Origin of the sequence: Thioalkalivibrio sp. ALE21 (assembly GCF_003208255.1) — a bacterium.
Classification (GTDB): domain Bacteria; phylum Pseudomonadota; class Gammaproteobacteria; order Ectothiorhodospirales; family Ectothiorhodospiraceae; genus Thioalkalivibrio; species Thioalkalivibrio halophilus.
The window spans coordinates 1-20,937 of record NZ_QKMA01000010.1 but is presented as its reverse complement, the minus strand read 5'-3'; the positions used below and the strand labels follow the sequence as shown (position 1 = coordinate 20,937).

At 69.5% G+C, this 20,937-nt stretch carries 18 protein-coding genes and 1 riboswitch; of the genes, 9 read left to right on the top strand and 9 right to left on the bottom strand.

Features of this window, described 5'->3' with window-relative positions:
• Window positions 1–28 precede the first annotated feature (28 nt).
• From D893_RS09235 to D893_RS09220, 4 genes are all read right to left on the bottom strand, one after another.
• Window positions 29–1,243 (bottom strand): TraB/GumN family protein, encoded by a 1,215-nt coding sequence (locus D893_RS09235; RefSeq protein WP_110619631.1) that lies wholly within the window; start codon window positions 1,241–1,243, stop codon window positions 29–31.
• 64 nt (window positions 1,244–1,307) lie between these two features.
• Complete coding sequence (locus D893_RS09230; protein ID WP_110619630.1) at window positions 1,308–2,384, bottom strand: tetratricopeptide repeat protein; 1,077 nt, start codon at window positions 2,382–2,384, stop codon at window positions 1,308–1,310.
• Window positions 2,381–3,796, bottom strand: coding sequence for an adenylate/guanylate cyclase domain-containing protein (locus tag D893_RS09225; RefSeq protein ID WP_018947044.1), 1,416 nt, complete (start codon window positions 3,794–3,796; stop codon window positions 2,381–2,383). The genes D893_RS09230 and D893_RS09225 overlap by 4 nt, the downstream gene beginning before the upstream one ends.
• The gene (locus D893_RS09220) at window positions 3,793–4,626 is read right to left on the bottom strand and encodes an inositol monophosphatase family protein (protein ID WP_018947043.1); all 834 of its coding nucleotides are present in this window, start codon (window positions 4,624–4,626) and stop codon (window positions 3,793–3,795) included. Before D893_RS09220 ends, D893_RS09225 begins: the two co-directional genes overlap by 4 nt.
• A 115-nt stretch (window positions 4,627–4,741) precedes the next feature.
• Between D893_RS09220 and D893_RS09215 the strand changes: the two genes are divergently transcribed.
• Together D893_RS09215 and D893_RS09210 are read left to right on the top strand one after the other, a co-directional pair.
• Window positions 4,742–5,089 (top strand): DUF3301 domain-containing protein, encoded by a 348-nt coding sequence (locus tag D893_RS09215; protein WP_018947042.1) that lies wholly within the window; start codon window positions 4,742–4,744, stop codon window positions 5,087–5,089.
• Window positions 5,076–6,020, top strand: coding sequence for a hydrogen peroxide-inducible genes activator (locus tag D893_RS09210; protein ID WP_018947041.1), 945 nt, complete (start codon window positions 5,076–5,078; stop codon window positions 6,018–6,020). The genes D893_RS09215 and D893_RS09210 overlap by 14 nt, the downstream gene beginning before the upstream one ends.
• Window positions 6,021–6,035: 15 nt before the next feature.
• On the opposite strand, the gene D893_RS09205 is transcribed toward D893_RS09210, so the two are convergent.
• Window positions 6,036–6,953 (bottom strand): GGDEF domain-containing protein, encoded by a 918-nt coding sequence (locus D893_RS09205; protein ID WP_024329249.1) that lies wholly within the window; start codon window positions 6,951–6,953, stop codon window positions 6,036–6,038.
• A 280-nt stretch (window positions 6,954–7,233) separates the two neighbouring features.
• Here D893_RS09205 and D893_RS09200 point away from each other — a divergent pair, with 280 nt between their 5' ends.
• The gene (locus D893_RS09200; RefSeq protein WP_110619629.1) at window positions 7,234–9,189 is read left to right on the top strand and encodes an ATP-binding cassette domain-containing protein; all 1,956 of its coding nucleotides are present in this window, start codon (window positions 7,234–7,236) and stop codon (window positions 9,187–9,189) included.
• Between the two features lie 74 nt (window positions 9,190–9,263).
• Window positions 9,264–9,560: a hypothetical protein gene (locus D893_RS09195; RefSeq protein WP_024329251.1), complete on the top strand. Its 297-nt coding sequence runs from the start codon at window positions 9,264–9,266 to the stop codon at window positions 9,558–9,560.
• A 344-nt stretch (window positions 9,561–9,904) separates the two neighbouring features.
• Here the strand turns inward: D893_RS09195 and D893_RS09190 are convergent, their stop codons facing one another.
• From D893_RS09190 to gshA, 4 genes are all read right to left on the bottom strand, one after another.
• The gene (locus D893_RS09190; protein ID WP_018947949.1) at window positions 9,905–10,312 is read right to left on the bottom strand and encodes a flagellar basal body-associated FliL family protein; all 408 of its coding nucleotides are present in this window, start codon (window positions 10,310–10,312) and stop codon (window positions 9,905–9,907) included.
• Window positions 10,313–10,323: 11 nt separating this feature from the next.
• Entirely contained in the window at window positions 10,324–11,130 is an 807-nt protein-coding gene (locus D893_RS09185; protein WP_244263475.1) for a M90 family metallopeptidase, read from the bottom strand.
• 136 nt (window positions 11,131–11,266) lie between these two features.
• Window positions 11,267–12,439, bottom strand: coding sequence for an aminotransferase class I/II-fold pyridoxal phosphate-dependent enzyme (locus tag D893_RS09180; protein ID WP_018947947.1), 1,173 nt, complete (start codon window positions 12,437–12,439; stop codon window positions 11,267–11,269).
• Between the two features lie 75 nt (window positions 12,440–12,514).
• Window positions 12,515–14,101: a glutamate--cysteine ligase gene (gene gshA / locus D893_RS09175; RefSeq protein WP_018947946.1), complete on the bottom strand. Its 1,587-nt coding sequence runs from the start codon at window positions 14,099–14,101 to the stop codon at window positions 12,515–12,517.
• 151 nt (window positions 14,102–14,252) lie between these two features.
• Between gshA and D893_RS09170 the strand changes: the two genes are divergently transcribed.
• The 5 genes from D893_RS09170 to D893_RS09150 all read left to right on the top strand — a co-directional run bounded on the left by D893_RS09170 (window position 14,253) and on the right by D893_RS09150 (window position 20,792).
• Window positions 14,253–14,660, top strand: coding sequence for a hypothetical protein (locus tag D893_RS09170; RefSeq protein WP_024329256.1), 408 nt, complete (start codon window positions 14,253–14,255; stop codon window positions 14,658–14,660).
• Between the two features lie 83 nt (window positions 14,661–14,743).
• Window positions 14,744–14,861: riboswitch (yybP-ykoY riboswitch) on the top strand.
• A gap of 100 nt (window positions 14,862–14,961) precedes the next feature.
• Window positions 14,962–15,375: a TMEM165/GDT1 family protein gene (locus D893_RS09165; RefSeq protein ID WP_110619628.1), complete on the top strand. Its 414-nt coding sequence runs from the start codon at window positions 14,962–14,964 to the stop codon at window positions 15,373–15,375.
• 120 nt (window positions 15,376–15,495) lie between these two features.
• Window positions 15,496–16,509, top strand: a complete 1,014-nt coding sequence (locus D893_RS09160) for a glutathione S-transferase family protein (protein ID WP_110619627.1) — start codon at window positions 15,496–15,498, stop codon at window positions 16,507–16,509.
• Window positions 16,510–16,590: 81 nt separating this feature from the next.
• Window positions 16,591–17,664, top strand: a complete 1,074-nt coding sequence (locus tag D893_RS09155; protein WP_110619626.1) for an efflux RND transporter periplasmic adaptor subunit — start codon at window positions 16,591–16,593, stop codon at window positions 17,662–17,664.
• Window positions 17,661–20,792 carry an efflux RND transporter permease subunit gene (locus tag D893_RS09150; RefSeq protein WP_018947941.1) on the top strand — a complete coding sequence of 1,044 codons (3,132 nt, stop codon included), beginning with the start codon at window positions 17,661–17,663 and terminating at the stop codon, window positions 20,790–20,792. Before D893_RS09155 ends, D893_RS09150 begins: the two co-directional genes overlap by 4 nt.
• Window positions 20,793–20,937 lie beyond the last annotated feature (145 nt).

Here is a 20,937-nt window from a genome sequence, read left to right as displayed (position 1 = left end):
AGGCGGGCCTGACTGAGAAGCCGGTTGTTCAGCCGCCGAAAAGGTGGCTGAATACCCGCGCACCGCCGATGTAGGTGCCGGCGGCGGAGCCCAGGGTGGTCAGCAGAAACACGAGCAGCACGCGGGAGACGCGGTTTTGCCACCACCCGCGGGCGTGGGTGGTGTCCTGGCGCAGGCGGGCAAAATCGGACACGCGGGGCTTGCGCAGGAAGATCTCCGCGGCGGCGGCGACAAAACCGACACCGATGGTGGGGTTCAGGGAGGTCAGCGGGGCGGCCAGCGCGGCGGTCAGGAGGGTCAGCGGATGGGCCAGGGCGATCGCCGCTCCCACCGCGGCCAGGCCGCCATTGATGACCACCCAGTCGATGATCATCCGGATGCCGATGTCGGGGTTGCGCAGGAATCCGATCACGAAGCCGGTGAGGATCACCCCGACCACGACCCACGGGATGACCTTCGGCCAGCGGGCCTTCGGCGGGGCCTGGTCGAGTTCGTCCAGGATCTCGTCGGGCGGCCGTTGCTGCTGACCGACCTGTTCGGCGATGCCGGCCAGATGCCCGGCGCCGACCACTGCGAGGATGCGCCGGTGCTCACCGCTGGCGGCCATGCGGCGCAGATGCGCGGCCATGTACAGGTCGCGTTCGTGGATCAGCGTGCCGTACAGGGCCTCCGACTGTTCGGCGAACTCGCTGAAGGTGTTTTCCAGCATGTCGCCTTCCTTCAGACGCTCGATCTCGCTCTCGTCGATCTTTTCGCGGCTGAGCACGCTGCCCAGCAGGCCGCCGACCAGGCCCATGCGCTGCCACCACGGCACGGCCCGGTAGGTGCGTCGGAGGGTCAGTCCGAGGTCGCGGTCGATCAGCGCCAGCGGCACGCCCTGATCCAGGGCGCCGTCCATGGCCGCGCGCATTTCCGCCCCCGGCTCAATCCCGTACTGCTCGGCCAGACGCTGCTGATAGGCCCCCAGGGCGAGACTGGCGGCGATCATCGGGGCCTGGCCCTGACGGATCACGCTGAACAGGTCCATCCGGCCCAGCGCATCCGGGTCCAGCATGGCCCGCTGGCGGCTCTCGCACAGCTCGATGGCGACCGCGTCGAAGCTTTCGGTGTCGATCAGGCTGCGTACCCGGTCCGCGCTGGCCCGCGAGACATGGGCGGTGCCCAGCAGCACGACCTCGGTGTCCCCCAGCTGCAGTACGCGATGGGGTTCGCTGGCGATCAGGTCCTCGACGTTCGGAGTCATGTTCGGGCCGGTGGGCTGTTTTCGGGTGATCGAATCCTATCAGGCTCGTTCGCCGCCTGCCGGTTCACGGGGCGGGCCGCAACGGCTCACCCGGGGTCTCCGGCCCGTCCGCCGGGCCGCGCAGGGAGTCCAGACGCTCCAGCACGCGCCGGCCGCGTTCACGGGCGCTGCGCAGCCCGGCGTGTTCGGGATCGAGTTCCAGGGCGCGTTCCCAGGTGTCCAGGGCGTCGTGAATGCGGCCGGCGGCGTAATGCGCGCTACCCTGTTCCAGCAGCTCGGCCGTGTGTGCGTCGCGTTGTTCTTCCCAGCGCTCGCACAGGGCATCGTGGCGGTCGCGAGCGCTGTCACCCAGGCGGTCGGTGGCGATATTGCGGCAATGCTGCCGGGCCGCGATCAGGTCCTCCTCGTCCAGCGCGCGTTCCAGTGCATCCAGCAACGCCGTGCTGTCTTCCTGATTCACTGGTTCGGGGTCCGGCCGGAGCTCGGCTTCCAGCTCGGCGATGCGCCGGTCGCGTTCCGGGTCGGGTTCGAGTTCGCGCGCCAGTCGCAGACGCTCCAGTGCGGTCTCGGGGGCGGCGTCGCGGGCATCGCGGTCGAGCTCGGCGGCGAGGCGGGCGCCACGGCGGCGCAGATCGTCGATGTTTTCGGGCAGGGTGTCGTTGTCACGCGCCAGCGGCTGCATGATGTCCAGCAGTCGCAGGCGTTCGGCCAGGGCCTGCGCCTCCATCACTCGGTGGCGGCGCTCCAGGGCGCTGAGACCGGTTCGGCGGTCACGTTCCAGCTCGGCGATGCGGCGCTGGCGTTCCTCGCTGGCCGGCAGTCGGGCATCGGCCTCCTCAAGGATGTCCAGGGCCCGCCCCACGGCACCTTCGGCCGCCTGGTTCCCGGCCTCGCGCAGGGCGTTCTCGGCGGCCTCGGCCGCGCGGGCCTCGATGGTCTCGCGACGGTCTTTGCGCGCTGCCCGCTCCTCGTCGGGCAGCGCGTCGAGGGTTTCCAGTGCCGCGCGATATTCGCCTTCGGCCACCAGCCGATCGACGCGCGTGTCGGGGTCCTGGAGCGGTTCCAGCAGGGCGCAGCCGTGCAGCGTGGCGAGCGCCAGCAGCACCGCGAGCAGGGTGTAACGGATCCGGCGTCGAATCATGCCGTGGTCCGCGAGGGGTGCACCCGCACCACGTCGACCGGCTCGCTCAGGCCGTGGAGGGCATGCTGGCCGAGGTCTTCCTGCACCAGCTTCCCGGTGTTGTGCTGGCTCATGTGAGGATGCTCCATGAAATCGCGAGTGGTGACGAGGCCCCCGGGGGGCGCGATGGTCACCAGGCGGGCGGCCAGATTGACCGTCTCGCCCACCACCGTGAACTGCATGCGTTCCCGGGCCCCCATGTTGCCTGCCAGCATCTCGCCGGCATACAGGCCGATGCGGAATTCCACCCGCCGTTCGCCGCGTGCTTCGCGCTCCGCATTGATGCCGGCGATGGTGTCCAGCAGCGCCAGGCCGGTACGCAGGGCGGTGATGCGGTGGTCGGGGTCGGGCCGGGCCGCGCCGAAGACCGCCATTGTGCAGTCTCCCATGTACTTGTCCACCGTGCCGCCGTGCTCCGCGATGCACTCGGTCATGGGGCCGAAGAACTCGTTGAGCATGCGTCCGAGTGCCTCCGGGGTGCACTGCTGGGACAGGGCGGTGTAGCCGGTGATGTCGGCGAACAGCACCGAGCCCTCGACCGCGCGGCCGCCCAGCTCCACGCGGTCCAGGTTGTCGAGGATGTCCTCGGCCACGCCGGTGGAGACATAGCGTCGCAGCGCGGCCTCGACCTGGTCCTTGCGCAGCAGATCGTGGGCCATGGTGTTGAACGCCTCGGTCAGCTGGGTGATCTCGTCGCGCCGCAGCACCACCCGCGGGTCGTCCTGGTCGTCCGGGCCGGGCTGCATGCGTTCGCGCATGGATTCCGCCAGGCGTTCCAGCGGGCGCACCAGGCGCTTGGAGATGTCGATGGCGAGGATCAAGCTCAGCAGGAACACGATCGCGGCGGTGATGACGCCCGCATTGACGGTGTTGCGCATCAGTTCCTGCATCGGTGCCGAGTCGATCCGGGCCTCGATGTAACCCACCTGGACGTCCTGGAACCTCACTTCTCGCCGGTAGGGTTCGGCCCCGGCAGTCAGCGGCCACACCCCGTCGGCGGCGTCGTCGGCTGGCGGCGACCCGGCCGCGGCGACCCGGCCGCGGTCGATGGCATAGGCGGCAATGTACTCGACCCGACCGTCCTCGACCAGCGAGTTGAGGAGGGTTTCCAGCGTGAGGTGGTCTTCGGCGAGGATCAGTTCACCCGAGGTGCGGGCCACCGGAGCCACGGTCAGTTCCGCCTGGGCCTGGATCTGGTTGTTCAGCACCGTGCTGACCTGGCTGAGGATTACCCATGCCAGCACGCCGATCCCGGTCAGGGTGAGCCCGGCGATGACCGCGACGATCTTCCAGGCGATCGGCAGATAGCGGGGCGTGAAATCCGCGGCGCGCCACTGTTCCGGTCGGCCCCCGCGACGGAACAGCCGCATCATGCCGACGCTCCGGATCCCGGCGGGTCGAGATGTTCGGTGATCCAGGCATGCCAGACGGCCTGCAGCTGCGGGGTGCGGGCCGCGATCGCCGGGCGGCGGGCCAGATCGCGGCGGAATACCGGTGCGCCGGACAGGTCCGCCATCGCGCCGCCCGCACGTTCCAGCATCAGGGTGCCGGCGGTGCTGTCCCACAGCGCCTGGCCACCGTGCAGGTACAGATCCGCACGCCCGGCCGCCAGCCATGCCCATTCCAGGGCGCAGGCGCCCAGGTTGCGCTGCGAAGCGAACGGGGCCGCGTCCAGCAGCGCCCGTCCCAGGGTGCGGGGAACGCGCTTGTAGTCGACCAGGGCGATGCAGCGCCGGATTTCGGGTGGAGCGGTGGCGGCGGTGTCCGGCTCGCTGCCGTCCAGCAGCAGCGGGCCGTCCTCCGTGACGGAAAACAGTTCGCCGCGCACCGGGTCCAGGGTGGCCCCGTGGGTTACCCGCTGGCCCTCGATGCGTGCCAGGGAGATGGCGAAAAACGGCAGCCCGGTGGCGAAATTGCTGGTGCCGTCCAGGGGGTCCAGCAGCCAGAATGCCGGGGCCTCGTCGAGGACGCGCTGCTGTTCCGGTTCGTCCTGTTCCTCGCTGAGGACCGGTTCGTCGATGCCGCAGTCCCGCAACAGGTGGCGCACCGCGGCATCCGCGGCATGGTCGGCCGGGGTGATCACCGATCCGTCCGCCTTGTAGTCCACCCGTGTGCCGCTGGCGAAACGCGGCAGGAGCTCTTCCCGACCGATGGTCCGCAGGCCTTCCAGAAGGGCGGAGAATGGGATGCTGTTGCCGTTCATGCGGTTTCCTGGACGGGGCCGGGCCTCGTCTGTGCGGCGCCGGGACCCGGGGATGGCGGCACATCCGGCGGATCGGCGGGCGTTTGCGGTGTCAGTATGCGTATCATACCGATCCATGACCGGTGTGTTGATCCTGTTAGCCCTGGCCGCGCTGGTGGCCTACCTGAACGCCAACTGGCGGGCGCACGAGCGCGCGCGGCACATCGCGCGGCAGGCCTGCGACCGCGCCGGCGTGCAGTTCCTCGACAGCAGCGTGGTGCGGCGGCGGTTGCGGCCGGTGCGTCATCGGGGCAATCCGGTGCTGCGGCGCGAATACGTGTTCGAGTTTGCCGGCGACGGCGTGGAACGACGGCGGGGCTGGCTGATCCTGCGCGGGGCGGCGCTGGAGCGCATCACCCTGGACTGGCCCGAAGGCGGGCGAACGGTGGATGAAGTCGGAGGCGGCAGTCATGACTCTGAGTGAGTTGCGCTACGCGGTGGCCGTGGCCGATGCGCGGCATTTCGGCCGGGCGGCGGAGGCCTGTCACGTGTCGCAGCCGTCGCTGTCGGTGGCGGTGCGCAAGCTGGAGGACGAGCTGGGCGTTATGCTGTTCGAACGCGGCCACGGCGAGATCAGCGTGACGCCGGCCGGGGAGCGCGTGATCGCCCAGGCACGGCAGGTGCTTTCCGAGGCGGAGCAGCTGCGCAACGTGGCGGCGCAGAGCCAGGACCCGATGGTGGGGCCGCTGCGGCTCGGGGCGATCTACACTATCGCGCCGTACCTGCTGCCGGAGCTGATCCCGGTGCTGCACGAACGCGCGCCGCAGATGCCGCTGGTGATCGAGGAAAACTACACCAGCCGGCTGCGTGAACGCCTCAAGCAGGGCGATCTGGACGTCATCATCGTGTCGCTGCCGTTCGAGGAACCGGGGATCGTGACCCTGCCGCTGTATGACGAGCCGTTCGTCGGCGTTCTGCCGGGGAGTCATCCGCTGGCGGAGCGGGATACGGTCGAACTGCAGGAGATGGCGCAGGAGACCCTGCTGCTGCTGGGTGCGGGGCACTGTTTCCGCGATCAGGTGCTGGAACGCTGCCCGGAGTGTCAAAAAACCGTCACCGCGGACGGCAGCACCCCGAGCAACCTGGAGGGTTCCTCGCTGGAGACCATCCGCCACATGGTCGCCTCCGGGATGGGCGTGACCATCCTGCCGTGCACCGCCGCCGGGGCCGACCGCTACGCCCAGCGGCTGCTGGCGGTCCGGCGTTTCGAAGAGCCCGTGCCGTCGCGCCGCGTGGCGCTGGCCTGGCGCAGCCGGTTCCCGCGGCCGGAGGCGGTGGAGGCCCTGCGTCAGGCGATCCTGCAGACCCCGCTGACCTGCGTGGACTTCATCCGGCCGGGAGACGGCGACGGCTGACCCGCTGCCGGTCCGTCAGTGTCGGGCCAGCACCCGGTCGCGTCCCGAGGTCTTGGCCGCGTAAAGGGCCTCGTCAGCCGTCTGATAGAGGCTTTGCAGGGTCGTGTGGCGGCCCAGCGCGGCCACGCCGATGGAGGCGGTGACGGCGGCCACCCCGTCGCTTTCGACGGCGGCGTCCTCCTCGCCACGCGCGCAGACCCGCACGCCACCGATCGCCTGCCGGATCCGTTCGGCGCAGTCCATGCCGGCGCGCAGGTCCGCCCCGGGCAGGACCACGAGGAACTCCTCGCCACCCATGCGCACGGACAGGTCTGACTGACGGGTGGATTCGCGCAGGGTACGGGCCACCTCGCGCAGGATCTCGTCGCCCACGGTATGGCCGAAGCGATCGTTGAGCTGCTTGAAGTGGTCCAGATCCACCGCCAGCAGCGACATCGGGCGCTCCTGGCGCAGACAGTCGGCCAGCCACTGCTCGCCCTGGATCTCGAAGGCCCGCCGATTGCCCAGGCCGGTCAGCTCGTCGCGTTCCAGGTTGGCCCGCAGGCGGCGAAAGCGCCAGGCGTTGTGCAGGGCCGGGGCCGCCAGGCCGAGGATGGATTCCACCAGGGCCTGTTCCTGGTCGTCGAAGCGCCGGCCGCGCATCAGCACCAGGGAGCCGAGATCGGTGCCGTTGTAGCTGAGGGCGTATTCGATCCGATGGCGGTCCGCTTCTCCGCCTTCACGGATCTCGCCGTCGTCGGTGGAATAGATCCAGCCGCTGTGCTCCAGGTGGCCGACCAGATGCTCATTGATACGGTCGATCACCGCGCCCAGCTCCAGCGTGGCGGTTACCGTCTGGACGAATCCCAGGGCGTCCAGCGGCGCGTTGCGCTGCGGTCCCCCGCCGTTGCTGGAGACCAGGCGCAGATTGGTGGCGTTGTTGTCGCTGTTCATGGCTGCCTCACGGTGATCGATGATTCCTGTCCGAAGCAGAAGCGAGAACCGTGCCAGGTTCACAAAATGCTGTTTCCGAGTGGCTTTTTGCCAGTCGAGGCGGGCGGGGTGTCGGGTTGCCGGCACTTTTTTCGGGCGGGCCGGAAAAAATCCGCCGGGTCGACCGGCAAAAAGCGGCAGGATTTCGACGCCATTCAGGGTGGCGGCACGCCACGTGCACATCGAACGGCGTTTCCCTATGCTGCCGCACCGTACAGGCCACTGTGGGAGAAGCGCCGCCATGATCCGCATGCACAACGTCGAACTGCGACGCGGACGCCAGATCCTGCTGCAGGGGGCGGAACTCACCGTGCACCCCGGCTGGCGGGTCGGACTGACCGGCGCGAACGGTTCCGGCAAGTCCAGTCTGCTGGCCGCGCTGCAGGGGGAGCTGTCACTGGATGCCGGGTCCATCGAGCAGCCGGACGACTGGGTGGTCGCGCATCTGCCGCAGGAGGTTCCGGGCAGCGCGCGCCCGGCGGTGGAGTACGTGCTGGACGGGGACGCCGAACTGCGCGGGCTGCAGCGGCGCCTCGAGGAAGAACACGACGGGGCGGAGCAGGCGCGGCTGTACGCGCGCCTGGATGCGATCGACGGCTGGACCGCCGAGGCCCGAGCCCGGCGCCTGCTGGCCGGGCTCGGGTTTTCCGACGCGGACGGCGACCGGCCGATGTCGGATTTCTCCGGCGGCTGGCGCATGCGCCTGGGGCTGGCGCGCACCCTGATGACTCGCTCCGACCTGCTGCTGCTGGACGAACCCACCAACCACCTGGACGTGGAGACCATCGTCTGGCTGGAAGGCTGGCTGGCCCGCTATCCCGGCACCGTGATCGTGATCGCCCACGACCGGCGTTTCCTCGACGCCGTGGTCACGCATATCGCCCATATCGAACGCGGCGCCCTGACCCTGTACAGCGGCGGCTACACTCAAGCCGAGGCCCGGCGCGCCGAGGCCATGGCGCAGAGCGAGGCGGCCGCGGCGAAGGTGGCCGCGGAACGCGCCCATCTGGAGCAGTTCGTGCGGCGTTTCCGTGCCAAGGCCAGCAAGGCGCGCCAGGCCCAGAGCCGGCTCAAGCGGCTGGAGGCGCTGGAGGACGTCGCGGTGATCCGCGCGGCGCGCCCGGTGCACCTGCACATCCCGTCGCCCCAGCGGCTGCCCGACCCCCTGCTGGCCCTGGACCACGCGACCGTGGGCCATGGCGAGTCGCGGCGTCTGCATCCGGCCAGCCTGCGGCTGCGCCCGGAGGACCGGGTCGGGATCCTTGGTCCCAACGGTGCCGGAAAATCGACGCTGCTGGCCCTGCTGGCCGGCGAGCTGGAGCCGGATACCGGCGAACGGCAGCCGGCCCCGGACCTGCGCATCGGTTATTTCGCCCAGCATCAGCGCGAGCAGCTGGACCTGGCCGCCTCGCCGCTGGCGCATCTGCAGCGGCAGGATTCGCGCGCTGCGGAACAGGACCTGCGCAATTTCCTCGGTGGGCTGGGGTTTGGCGGCGAGCGGGCCGACCGTCCGGTGGGCGAGTGCTCCGGGGGCGAGCGCGTGCGCCTGGTGCTGGCACAGCTGATGTGGCAGGCGCCATCGCTGCTGCTGCTCGACGAACCCACCAACCACCTGGATCTGGACATGCGCGAGGCGCTGGGCGAGGCGCTGGAGGCCTACGCCGGGGGACTGGTGGTGGTGGCCCACGACCGCGAGCTCCTGGCGCGGGTCTGCGACCGCTTCTGGCGGGTGGAGGACGGTCATCTGAGCGAATTCGACGGCGATCTCGATGACTATGCCCGTGAACTCCAGGAGCGTCGGAGCCGGGATGAAGCGGGACCGGAACCGGCCGGGCCGGGTGGTGCGGCGGTGGCTTCCGGAGATGAAGCCGGGGGTGGCCCGGCGTTGTCGCAGAAGGACCGCCGGCGCGAGGCGGCGCGGGCCCGCGAGGCCCTCAAGCCCCTGCAGCAGCGGGCCGACCGCGCCGAGGCGGAGTGCGCGCGCCTGCAGGAGCGGCTGGACGCGATCGAGGCCGAACTGGCTGACGGCGAGCTGTACACCGGTGATGCCGAGGCCGCAGACCGCCTGGCGGCGCTGACGCGCGAGCAGGGCGAGCTGCGTCGCCGGCTGGAGGACCACGAAGGGGAATGGATGGAGGCCATGGAGGCCCTGGAAGCGGCACGCCCCGATGCCGGAGGCTCCCCGGCGGGGAAGTGAAAGGCCGACCCTTGAACTCGGAAATTTTCGGGTCTATATAAACGGGTGAGTGCAACGAAACGAGGAGTCATGCGATGAACGCACAGGAGCTGAATCGTCGTTGTGTCGAACTCTTCCATCACCCGGACGCGCAGAACCACATGTGGCATCCGCGGATGTTCTGGGAGACGAATCAGGTCGAGAACCCGAAGCCCGAGGACCTGCAGCGGCCGAAGGTGGATCTGCGCGAACTCGAGGTCCTGCTGTCCGAGGTCACGCACCAGCCCTCGGAATGCGCGGACGAGCTGGAAAGGGAAGAGCCGGGTCGCGTGTCGCTGATCCGGCACATGACCGATCGCGGCGACATGCCGTTTCTGCATCGCCCGCATTGAACAACGCCGGGGTTGTCCGGTGCCGGATCGGCTAGGGGCTGGCCTCCTGCATGGTGGGGTGGGTCATGGCCGCAGGAGGCCGGCCCTCCGGCCGATGGCGGCGGTGGGCCGGTCCCCGGCCGTTGGTGCAGCGGTTGGGCCTGATCGGCCAGGGGGCTGGCCTCCTGCGGGGGGGTGTGGATGGGTGCCCGTTCGGTAGGAGGCCGGCCCTCCGGCCGATGGGGGTCCGGCGCCGTGATCGGCCAGGGGGCTGGCCTCCTGCGCGGTGGGCCGGATCATGGCCGTAGGAGGCCGGCCCTCCGGCCGATGGGAGCTGGCGCCGTGATCGGCCAGAGGCTGGCCTCCTACTGGATGATGAAGTTGGAGAAGTACAGGGCGTCGATCAGCGGGGCGCCGGTAAGCTCTTCCATGATCTCGCGCAGCTCCTCCACCGCTTCGTCGCGCAGCGCCTCGCGGCCGTCACTGCGGCGTACCTCAGCAGGGTCGCGCCCGCCCATGACGTGGATCAGCCGGTCGCGGACCGCGGGCATGTGGTGGCGCACCTGGTCCGCGTCTTCCTGCGAGGCGGTCTCCAGCTGGATGTTCGTCTGCAGGTAACGGGCCGCGCCGGGGTCCTCGAGGTTGACCACCAGGCTGTCCAGGGTTACGTAGCGCGAATCGCCGTCTTCCGCTGAGGCCGGGACGGCGGCGAGCGCCAGCAATACAAGCAGGATCAGGGCCGGGAGCCCGGTGCGGGGGACGGGGTGTTTCATGGATCGGGGCATTATGTCGGTCTCGGTTCGGGGATGGATGTCGCGACCGCCGCCGCGCGGCGATGGGGCTGCTGGCGGAAATAACCCGCCATTTCCTCGTAGACTGCGGGCAGGTCCCGCCGCAGGCGGTCGGGCTCGAAGAAGAAGGCCTCGGCGGCCACCGCGAGGAATTCCTCGGGCGCGGTGGCGGCATAGGGATCCAGCGGCAGATCCTCCTCGGAGACGCCCGGGGCGTCGACCCGGGCGTTGAACCATTCCCAGGCCTCGCTGAAGGCGGCGGTCCAGGCGGCCGGGTCGCGGTCGCGCGGCAGCGGCGGGAAGCCGTTCACGTCGCCGTTGCCGCCGTCCAGGATATGCGTCACCTCGTGCACCACCACCGCGCCGTGCTCGAGGACGTCATTCCACGACAGGATCACCGGTCCCCGCTCCCAGGCCTCGCCGGCCTGGGGCATTGCGCCCCGGTGCACGATGCCGTCCTCGTCCACCCATTCGTGATCGGGCACGAAGGTGTCGGGGTAGATGAGCACGGTGTGCCAGTCACGATAGGGCTCGAGACCCAGTTCCAGCACCGGCAGGGCGGCGTAGGCGGCGATCACGTGGCATTGCCAGGGTTCCGGTTCGTGGTCGATCCCGACGAACTCCTTGCTGCCCAGCAGGCCCTCGATGCGTTCGCGCAGGTGTTCGGCCTCCGCGGTGTTCAGGGTGCGGATGAACGGGACCCGCCGACGCAGGTCGGTCCATTCGGTGTCTGCCAGGGTCACGCGCCGCCCGTCGCCCGCCCGGGGCGGGCGGCCCAGGCTGCGCAGCCAGTCTCCCAGGCGTCGGGGCAGGGGCAGGTTCACGATGGATGCGGATCCGAAAGGATGAATGACCAAACTGCCAGAACCCGGGCGCGCTGCAAAGCGCACCCCGGGAAGTGCACGGGAAAACGCGGGTGTCTGCCCGGTCCCGGTGTTACCCCAGGGCCTGGCAGAGGTCGTCGATCAGGTCCTGCGGGTCTTCCAGGCCGACCGACAGGCGCACCATCGAGCCGGTGATCCCGCGGCGTTCGCGTTCCTCCGGCGACACGCCGTGATGGGTGGTGGTGACCGGCTGGGTCACCAGGCTCTCGGTGCCGCCCAGACTGGGCGCGATGGCGAACAGGCGCAGGCGGTCGACCACCGCGCTGGTACCGTCAGTGTCGGCATCCAGTTCGAGGGTGAGCATGCCGCCGAAGCCGTGCATCTGCTCGCACGCGAGTGCATGGCCGGGATCCTCCGGCAGGCCCGGGTAGCGCACGCGCGCGACCTTCGGATGGCCCTGCATCGCCTCGGCGATGGCCCGTGCCGAGGCGTTCTGGTGGCGGACCCGCACCACCAGCGTGTGCAGGCTGCGGGCCAGCTGCGCGCAGGTCTCCGGGGAGGGCGTGGAGCCCAGGTTCTTGCGCCAGCCAGCCACGGTCCCGATGTTCTCCGTCGAGCCCATCAGGGCCCCGGCGGTCAGGTCGGAATGCCCGCCAAGGTACTTGGTGGCGCTGTGGCTGACCAGGTCGGCCCCCAGTGCCAGCGGGTTCTGGTTCACCGGTGAGGCAAAGGTGTTGTCGACCGCGAGCAGCGCGCCATGGGCGTGCGCCCGCTCGGCGATCTTGCCGATCGGGAACACCTCCAGCGCCGGATTGGTCGGGGTCTCCAGGAACACCAGTCCGGCACCCTGTTCCAGGCAGGCGTCCAGATGGTCGAGCTCGTCGCCCAGCAGGAACTGCGTGCGGATGCCGAGTTGCGGCAGCTGCTCCGAGAGCAGTTCCATGGTCCCGCCGTAGGCATCGCCGATGCAGACGACCCCCTCGCGGCCCAGGGCCAGGAACAGCGCGGTCTCCGCCGCCATGCCCGAGCTGAATACCAGCGCGGCCTCGGCCCCCTCGAGACTGGCGAGCTTGGACTCCACGCTGCGGATAGTCGGATTCATGCCGTAGCGGGTGTACAGGCTCCCGCTGGTGCGGCCCTCCACCACGTCCAGGATTGCCGCGGTCGAGCGGTACTTGAAGGTGGTGGTGGGATAAATCGGCGTCAGTGCGCTGCCATGGGCATCGCCGATCTCGCCGGCGTGGACGCAGCGGGTGGACAGGCGGCGGTCGTCGGATTCGGCCATCGACAGGCTCCCGGTCGCGAGGGGTGTGGTTCGGCTCAGGCACGCCTGGCCGCGCCGGGCCATTCTAACCGTCGGTCAGGCGTGGCGCAGGGTGCCGTCGAAATAGCGCTGCAGGAAGGTATCGAAGTCCAGGGTGTCGGCGGCCTCGATCTCGGCCTGTTCGGCCAGGCTCTGGCGCGCCAGGGCCTCCAGCATGTCGGCGCGCGGCAGCGGCCCGTTGGAGCGGAACGCCTCGCGGTGCTGGGCCGACAGGCGCCGGGCGTGCACGTGGAACCCCTCCTCGCGCGCCATCATGTCTTCCAGCATGCGCGCCGACGGGGTCAGGTCGGCCTGCTCGACCTTGCCCCACTGCTCGCTGAGAGCGCGGCGGTAGGGGTCGCCCGGGCGGTCCTGGTCGAGCACGGCGGCCACCGGGCGCATCAGCGCCAGCAGTTCGCGCGCCCAGTCCGCCAGCGCGGTATCGCCCTGCGGACGCTGGAGTTCCAGTCCGGGGCGCCGGCCATAGTGCGCCACCTGCAGCAGATTGGCGTCGATCGCGTCCAGCTCGCCCGGGCCGAACGCGGGGCTGGGCTGCAGCAGGCAGGCCAGCGCAAAGGTCTCGAGAAAGCGCAGCTGGGTCTCGTCCACGCCGAGCGGGTGCTGCGCGTTGATGTCCACCGAGCGCAGTTCCACGTACTCGATCCCGCGCGCCTCCAGCGCGTCGGTGGGCTTTTCGAAGCGCTCCAGCGGCTGTTTGGGCCGCACGGTGGAGTAGTATTCGTTCTCGATCTGCAGGATGTTGGCGTTCAGCTGGCGGTATTCGCCGTCGACCTTGACCCCCAGCGCCTCCCATTCGGGGCTGGGGGTGTTGATCGCGCAGCGCAGCGAATCGACGTACCCGGCCAGCGTGTTGTAGTCCGCCTTGATGCCGGTGTCCGCCTCCTTGCGGTTGGTGTAGCCGATGTCGCCCATGCGCAGGCTGGTGGCATGCGGCAGGTAGCTGGTGTCGTCGTCGAAGTCCTCCAGCGTGGTGCCATGGCCTTCGAGAAACGAATTGCACACGGCCGGCGAGGCACCGAACAGATACGGCACCATCCAGCCAAAGCGCAGCAGGTTGCGGATCATGCCCATCATGCGCGCGTCGCGGAACTCGCGGGTGTCGGTCTCGCCCAGCACCTCGGCCAGCGCCGGCCAGAACTCCTCGCGCGGGGAGTAGTTGAAATGCACCCCGGCGATCACCTGCATCTTGCGCCCGTAGCGATGGCCCAGCCCCAAGCGATAAACCGTCTTCATGCGCCCGGCATTGGAGGGTCCGTAGTCGGCCACCGGGATCGCCGAGTCGTCGGCGGTCACGCAGGGCATGGAGGTGGACCACAGGATCTCGTCGCCCACGCTGGCGGCCGCGAACGCCTGCAGGTCGTGGAGGAAGCCGAGGGTCTCGCGGACATCCTCGAACGGCGGGGTCACGAACTCCAGCAGCGCCTCGGAATAGTCCGTGGTGATGTAGGGATGGGTCAGAGCCGACCCCAGCGCCGGCGGATGCGGCGTCTGCGCCGGGCCGCCCTCCGGACTCACGCGCAGGGTTTCCTTTTCCAGGCCGATGCGGCCGTGCAGGCTGCCGGCGGGCAGTATTTCCGCCAGTCGCCCCACCAGGGCCTGCAGATTGCGTTCGTCGCTTCCCACGTGCGGACCGCCTTGCTGGATCGAACTTGGTGGATGAAGACGCGGAAAATACCGGATTGTTCCTCGCCGGTCACCGGACGACCGGTGGCGGTTCTCTTCGTGCCGCCCGGCCGGTATATTAGAAACGGCTGATGTTAGCATGGAGACCCGCATGAGCAAGCCACCCCCCGAAACCGACCCGCGCGACCTGAGCGACCGCGTCATCGACTTCCTGCGCGCGCCGGCCACCCTGCTGTTCCTGGCCGGACTGGTCATTGGCGGTCTGGGCGTCCACTGGCTCTCGGACCCCGAGGTACCGGAAGGGATGCTGCTGGTCACGGTGCACAACGACACCGACGAGATGATCGAAGCCATCCATTTCAGCTTCAGTCACGACCAGAGCCTGAGCGAGTTGCGCGAAGGGCGCATCCGGCCCGGCGAGCGCCGCGACGTGGCACTCAACCACCCGCCGGCAGCCGGTTTCAACATGGAAGTGCGCTACGCCGATGGCGAGACCCAGTCCTTCTGCGCCAACCGGGGCGTCGAGGGCCGGCGCCAGGCAGTGCGACTCTACCGCTGAGGACCCCCGCGTTCCGGCACCATGGGGCGTCCAGGGACCGGCTAACGCCGTTGATGGACAGCCATCACCCGGCTGTCCTAAAGTCAGGAAGCTCAGGGGAGTAGTCACCCCGTCCTTCGGCGACGGGGGCCTGCGTCAACATCATTGGCCCGCAGGGGCCGTGGCGCAGGCAGCCGCATCCGGCCCGACGAGACCTGTGGCATGGATCTCCGGGCCGCCGTAACGGCGGCGGGCGTGCTCATGGCCGGGCGGCGGAGGTCGATGCCACCGGTCATCGCCCGCCCGGCCCGGATCGCCCGTCATGGAGCTGTTCCTTCTTTCCGTGTTGACCATGGCCGTGGCCGAGATCGGCGACCGGTCGATGTTCCTGGCCGCCTTGTTCGGGCTGCGCTGTCACCGCCTGTGGCCGGTGTTCTGGGGCATGACCGCCGGGCTGTTCGCCAACCAGCTGGTGTCGGCCGTGGCCTCCGGCAGCCTGGTGCCGGTGGTGCTGGGCGCGACCCTGGGGATCCTGCTGATCACCGTGCCCGGGCTGCTGCTGGGGCGGCGCTTTGCCGAGCGCATGCCCGTGCACACGCTGCGCTGGTTCGCCGCGGCGCTGTTCCTGCTGATCGGTCTGTGGAGCCTGCTGGAGGCGCTGGGATGGATGCCCGATCTCGGCCTGCCGGACTTCTCCGGCGCCCTGCTGGAGGCCGCCGGCCGGAGCGCCGAGTGATTCCGGCGAGGAGGGCCGCTACCGTTCGCTTTTGTCGTCGGGTTTTCGCGAAAATCCGCGATTTTCATTCGATTGCCTCGATGGGATCATCATCCGGGTGAACCATCCGGAGGAATGGCCATGAGTCTGCTGATCAACGGTGAGCTGCGCGAAGGCTGGCTGGAGGAGGAATCCGACGAGAACGGCGATTTCGTACGCCAGGATCAGCAGTACCGCAACTACGTGACCGCCGACGGCAGCCCCGGCCCGCTGGGCGAGGGCGGTTTCACCGCGGCTTCCGGGCGCTATCACCTGTACGTGTCGTATGCCTGTCCGTGGGCGCACCGTGCGCTGATCCTGCGCAGGCTGAAGGGCCTGGAGCCGCACATCGGGCTGTCGGTGGTGCACCACTACATGGGCGATGCCGGCTGGTCATTCGATGACTGCGACGGCTGCACCGGGGACCGGGTGCACGGCTCGCGTTACATGCACGAGCTCTACACCCGCACCGATCCGCACTACACCGGCATCGTCACCGTGCCGGTGCTGTTCGATACCGAACGCGACCGCATTGCCAACAACGAGTCGCTGGATCTGGTGCGCATGTTCAACAGCGCCTTCGATCACATCACCGGCAACACCCTGGATTTTTACCCGGAAGATCTGCGCGAGGAGATCCATGCGGTCAACGAGCGGGTGTACGAGAACGTGAACAACGGGGTCTATCGCTGCGGCTTCGCGACCACGCAGAAGGCCTATGATGCCGCCTTCGACCGCTTGTTCGAGACCCTCGACTGGCTGGAGCAGCGCCTCGCGCGCCAGCCGTTCCTGGCCGGCGAACGCCTGACCGAGGCGGACTGGCGACTGTTCACCACGCTGCTGCGTTTCGATCCGGTGTACTACAGCCACTTCAAGTGCAACCGCCAGCGGCTGACGGATTTCCCGAACCTGTCCGCCTATCTGCGCATGCTCTACCAGCGCCCGGGCGTGGCCGAGACCGTGCGCATGGACCACATCAAGGCGCACTATTACGGTTCGCACCCGATGCTGAATCCGTCGGGCATCGTGCCGAAGGGGCCGGTCATCGATCTCGACGCCGTGCACGGGCGGCCGCTGGGCGCCCTGCCGCTGGCCTTGCGGAACCCGGGCGAATGAACCGGGTCGGTTTGTCATGTACAAGCACCCGCCCGCCGGGCGGCCCCGTCCGGCGGGTGGCGTGATGAAAGGAGTCCATTGGTGAAGGCAAGCGGGATCATCGGCGGCATCCTCGCCCTCGCCCTGGCGGCGGGCGGGGCGTGGTGGCTGCAGCAGCAGGACGATGCCGGGGCCGCGCGCGCGACCCTGCCGGCCTCCGGCGAGCGTGACGAACGCACGCCGGTGCGCGTCAGCGAGGTGGCGCCGCGCGAGTTCGAGACCGTGATCGAGGCGCTGGGCACGGTCGCCGCGCGGGAGTCGGTCACGCTGCGTGCGCCGGTGACCGCCCGGGTGGAATCACTGGAGTTCGAGGACGGCGAGCGCGTCGACGCGGGTGATGTCCTGGTGCGACTGCGCGCGGACGAGGAACGCGCGCGCCGTGACGAGGCCCGGGTGCGGGTGGAAGACGCTCGCCGCGAGCTGGCGCGGGTGCGTGACCGGGTACAGGACGGCATCGTGACCCGCCAGGAGGTCGACCAGCAGGCCTCGCGCCTGGCCGAGGCCCGGGCCGCCCTGGCCGCGGCCACCGCGCAGGTGGAGGACCGCACCATCCGGGCGCCCTTCACCGGCACCCTGGGCCTGCGCGAGGTGAGCCCCGGGGCCATGGTCTCGCCGGACACGGCCCTCGTGGAGCTGGACGACATCCGCACCGTGCGCCTCGATTTCCCGGTGCCGGAGCGCTTTGCCGCTTCCATCGAGCTGGGCATGCCGATCACCGGGCACAGTGCGGCCGGCGACTTCGCGGCCGACGTGACCGCGGTGAGCAATCGCATCGACGCGGGCACGCGCACCCTGAACGTGCGCGCGGTGGCCGACAACCCGGACGAACGCCTGCGCCCGGGCATGCTCGCCACGGTGCGCCTGGCGCTGGATCCGCAACAGGCGCCGGCGGTGCCCGAGGGCGCTGTGGTGCAGACCGCCGACCAGCACTTCGTCTTCCGCCTGCAGGAGGACGACACGGTCAGCCGCGACCGGATCCGCGTCGGTCGGCGGTCCCCCGGCTGGGTGGAGGTGCTGGACGGCGTCGAACCCGGCGACACCGTGGTCTCCGAGGGCGTCTCGCGGGTGCGTGACGGCACGACCGTGCGCGTGCTGGAGTCCGGAGACGACGGATGATCCTCTCGGATGTCGCCAATCGCCGGCCGGTACTGGCGATCGTCTTCAACCTGTTGCTGGTGACCTTCGGCCTGATCGCCTGGGATCAGCTGCCGCTGCGCGAATACCCCGACGTCGACCCGCCGGTGGTCACGGTGGATACCAACTATCCCGGCGGCAGCGCGGAGATCATCGAACGCGAGGTGACCCAGCGCCTGGAGGACCGTATCGCCGGGGTGGAGGGCATCCGCTACATGCAGTCCTCCAGCGACGACGGGCGCTCGCGCATCACGGTCGAGTTCGGTCTGGACCGCGATATCGACGCCGCCGCCAACGACGTGCGCGAGGCGGTCAGCCGGGCGCAGCGCAATCTGCCGGACGAGGTCGAGCCGCCACGCATCACCAAGGCCGACTCCGACTCCTCGCCCATCCTCTGGCTCAACCTCTCCAGCGACCGCATGAGCGCGCTGGAGCTGGCGGACTACGCCGACCGCAATCTGGTCGATCGACTGTCGGTGGTGGACGGCGTGGCTCTGGTGCGGCTGGGCGGGGCGCGCAGCTACGCGATGCGCATCTGGATCGACCGCGAGGCGCTGGCAGCGCGGGACCTGACCGTGCTGGAGATCCAGGATGCGCTGGAGCGGGAGAACGTCGAGCTGCCGGCCGGACGGCTGGATTCCGACGAGCGCGAGTTCCGTGTGCGCATCGACCGCAGCTACCGCACGCCCGGAGACTTCGAGAACCTGGTCCTGCGCCGCGGCGAGGACGGTCAGCTGGTACGCCTGGGCGACGTGGCCTCGGTCAACATCGGTGCGGATACCGAGCGCACCGAGTTCCGCGGCAATGGCGAGGACATGATCGGGCTGGGGATCATCCGCCAGTCCAATGCCAACGTGCTGGAGGTCGCCGGTGCGGTGAAGGCACTGGCGGCCGATCTGGAAGGCAGCCTGCCGGAAGGGACCTCGCTGGTTCCGACCTACGATGAATCGGTGTTCATCGAAGGGGCGTTGCAGGAGGTCTACGTGACCCTGGGGGTGGCGACGCTGGCGGTGGTCGCGGTGATCTACCTGTTCCTGGGCAGCTGGCGCGCCACGCTGATCCCGGCGGTGACCGTCCCGGTGGCCCTGACCGCGGCCTTCATCGGCATCAACCTGTTCGGCTTCTCGGTGAACCTGCTGACCCTGCTGGCCCTGGTGCTGGCGGTGGGGCTGGTGGTGGACGACGCCATCGTGATGCTGGAGAACATCCATCGGCGTATCGAGCGCGGGGAGCCGGGGCTGCTGGCCGCCTGGCGCGGGGCACGTCAGGTCGGTTTCGCGATCGTCGCCACCACCTCGGTGCTGGTGGCGGTGTTCGTGCCGCTGGCCTTCCTCGACGGCATGGTCGGGCGGCTGTTCTCCGAGTTCGCGATCGCGATGGCGATCGCCGTGGTGTTTTCCAGCATCGTGGCGCTGACCCTGGCGCCGGTGCTCTCCGGGCGCCTGATGCACAAGGGCGACGACGAGACCGGCGCGGCGCGCATGGTGGGCCGGGTATTTGGCGCTATCGAGGCCGGCTACGGGAAGCTGCTCTCCGGCGGGCTGCGCGTGTCCTGGCTGGTGGTCCCGCTGCTGGGCGGGGTGCTGGTCGGGGCCTGGTACCTGTTCGACAGCCTCCCCGAAGAATTCGCGCCGGAGGAAGATCGCGGCGCGTTCTTCGTGATGGTGGACGGGCCCGAGGGAGCGAGCTTCGACTACATGAGCCGGCAAATGGCCGAGGTGGAAGAGCGTCTGCAGCCGCTGATGAGCGAGGAAGGCGGGCCGATCCGGCGCGCGCTGGTGCGTACCCCGCGCGGGTTCGGCGGGGTGGAGACGGTCAACGACGGCTTCGTCATCGCGATCCTCGAGCACTGGGAGGACCGCGAACCTTCCGGGCGCGAGGTGATGAACTGGATCGAGGACAGCATCGGCGAGATGCCGGGCGTGCAGGCGCGCGCGGTGATGCGCCAGGGACTCAGCACTGGCGCGCCCGGGCCACCGGTGCAGTTCGTGATCTCCGGGCCCGACTTCGAGACCCTGGAAGAATGGGGCAACGCGGTGCTGGACGAGGTGCGCGACGTGGACGGCCTGCGCAACCTGCGCCTGGACTACGAGCCGACCCAGCCGCAGCTGAGCTTGAGCGTGGACCGCGACCGCGCCGGGGACCTGGGCATCTCCATGCGCGACATCGGCCGCACTCTGGACATCCTGCTGGGTGGCCGGGCGGTGACCCGCTGGCAGGACCGCGGTGAGGAATACGACGTGATTCTGGAGGGGCTGACCGATCAGCGGCGCACCACCGAGGCCATCGACAACATCCATCTGCGCGCCGAGTCCGGCGAGCTGGTGCCGCTGTCCAGCGTGGTGCGCTACGAGGAGCGTGCCGGGCCGGCGTCGCTGTCGCGCTACAACCGCGGCCGGGCAGTGACCCTGCAGGGCGGCGTGGGCGGCGAGCTGACGCTGGGCGAGGCGCTGGAGGTCCTGGATGCGGCGGCCGAACGGGTGCTGCCGGAGGAGGCCCGCATCGACTACAAGGGCCAGTCGCTGGATCTGCGCGAGGGCTCGGAGGCGATCCTGTTCGTGTTCGCGCTGGCGCTGCTGGTGGTGTTCCTGGTGCTCGCCGCGCAGTTCGAGAGTTTCGTGCACCCGTTCGTGATCATGCTGACCGTGCCCCTGGCCGTGGTGGGGGCCTTGCTGGGTCTGAGCCTGACCGGACAGACGCTGAATATCTACAGCCAGATCGGCATCGTGATGCTGATCGGACTGGCGGCGAAGAACGGCATCCTGATCGTCGAATTCGCCAACCAGCTGCGCGATCGCGGGCGCGAGTTCCGTGACGCGGTAATCGAGGCCGGTCGCCTGCGCCTGCGCCCGGTGCTGATGACCGCCCTGACCACCGTGGCCGGCTCCATCCCGCTGATCCTGGCCTCCGGCCCGGGCGAGGAGACCCGCTTCGTGATCGGGGTGGCGGTGTTCTCCGGCGTGCTGTTCGCCACCGTGTTCACCCTGTTCGTCATTCCGGCCACCTACTACCTGATCGCCCGCGGCACGACCTCCCCACTGGCCACCACACGGCGGCTGGAGTCCATGGATGAAGAGATCAGGGACGTCGACGGCGAAACCCGCCCGTAGGAGGCCGGCCCTCCGGCCGATGGCAGCGGTAGGCCGGCCCCGGCCGTCGAGGCACCGGACGGGCCTAATCGGCCAGGGGGCTGGCCTCCTACGGGGGGTGTCGATGGGTGCCCGTTGGGTAGGAGGCCGGCCCTCCGGCCGATGT

Coding starts and splice junctions, on each gene's coding strand:
- D893_RS09215 (WP_018947042.1), top strand. CDS start 4,742: ATGACCGGTGTGTTGATCCTGTTAGCCCTGGCCGCGCTGGTGGCCTAC.
- D893_RS09170 (WP_024329256.1), top strand. CDS start 14,253: ATGAGCAAGCCACCCCCCGAAACCGACCCGCGCGACCTGAGCGACCGC.
- D893_RS09230 (WP_110619630.1), bottom strand. CDS start 2,384: ATGATTCGACGCCGGATCCGTTACACCCTGCTCGCGGTGCTGCTGGCG.
- D893_RS09220 (WP_018947043.1), bottom strand. CDS start 4,626: ATGAACGGCAACAGCATCCCATTCTCCGCCCTTCTGGAAGGCCTGCGG.
- D893_RS09190 (WP_018947949.1), bottom strand. CDS start 10,312: ATGAAACACCCCGTCCCCCGCACCGGGCTCCCGGCCCTGATCCTGCTT.
- D893_RS09195 (WP_024329251.1), top strand. CDS start 9,264: ATGAACGCACAGGAGCTGAATCGTCGTTGTGTCGAACTCTTCCATCAC.
- D893_RS09235 (WP_110619631.1), bottom strand. CDS start 1,243: ATGACTCCGAACGTCGAGGACCTGATCGCCAGCGAACCCCATCGCGTA.
- D893_RS09225 (WP_018947044.1), bottom strand. CDS start 3,796: ATGATGCGGCTGTTCCGTCGCGGGGGCCGACCGGAACAGTGGCGCGCC.
- D893_RS09160 (WP_110619627.1), top strand. CDS start 15,496: ATGAGTCTGCTGATCAACGGTGAGCTGCGCGAAGGCTGGCTGGAGGAG.
- D893_RS09200 (WP_110619629.1), top strand. CDS start 7,234: ATGATCCGCATGCACAACGTCGAACTGCGACGCGGACGCCAGATCCTG.
- D893_RS09165 (WP_110619628.1), top strand. CDS start 14,962: ATGGAGCTGTTCCTTCTTTCCGTGTTGACCATGGCCGTGGCCGAGATC.
- D893_RS09180 (WP_018947947.1), bottom strand. CDS start 12,439: ATGGCCGAATCCGACGACCGCCGCCTGTCCACCCGCTGCGTCCACGCC.
- D893_RS09205 (WP_024329249.1), bottom strand. CDS start 6,953: ATGAACAGCGACAACAACGCCACCAATCTGCGCCTGGTCTCCAGCAAC.
- D893_RS09210 (WP_018947041.1), top strand. CDS start 5,076: ATGACTCTGAGTGAGTTGCGCTACGCGGTGGCCGTGGCCGATGCGCGG.
- D893_RS09150 (WP_018947941.1), top strand. CDS start 17,661: ATGATCCTCTCGGATGTCGCCAATCGCCGGCCGGTACTGGCGATCGTC.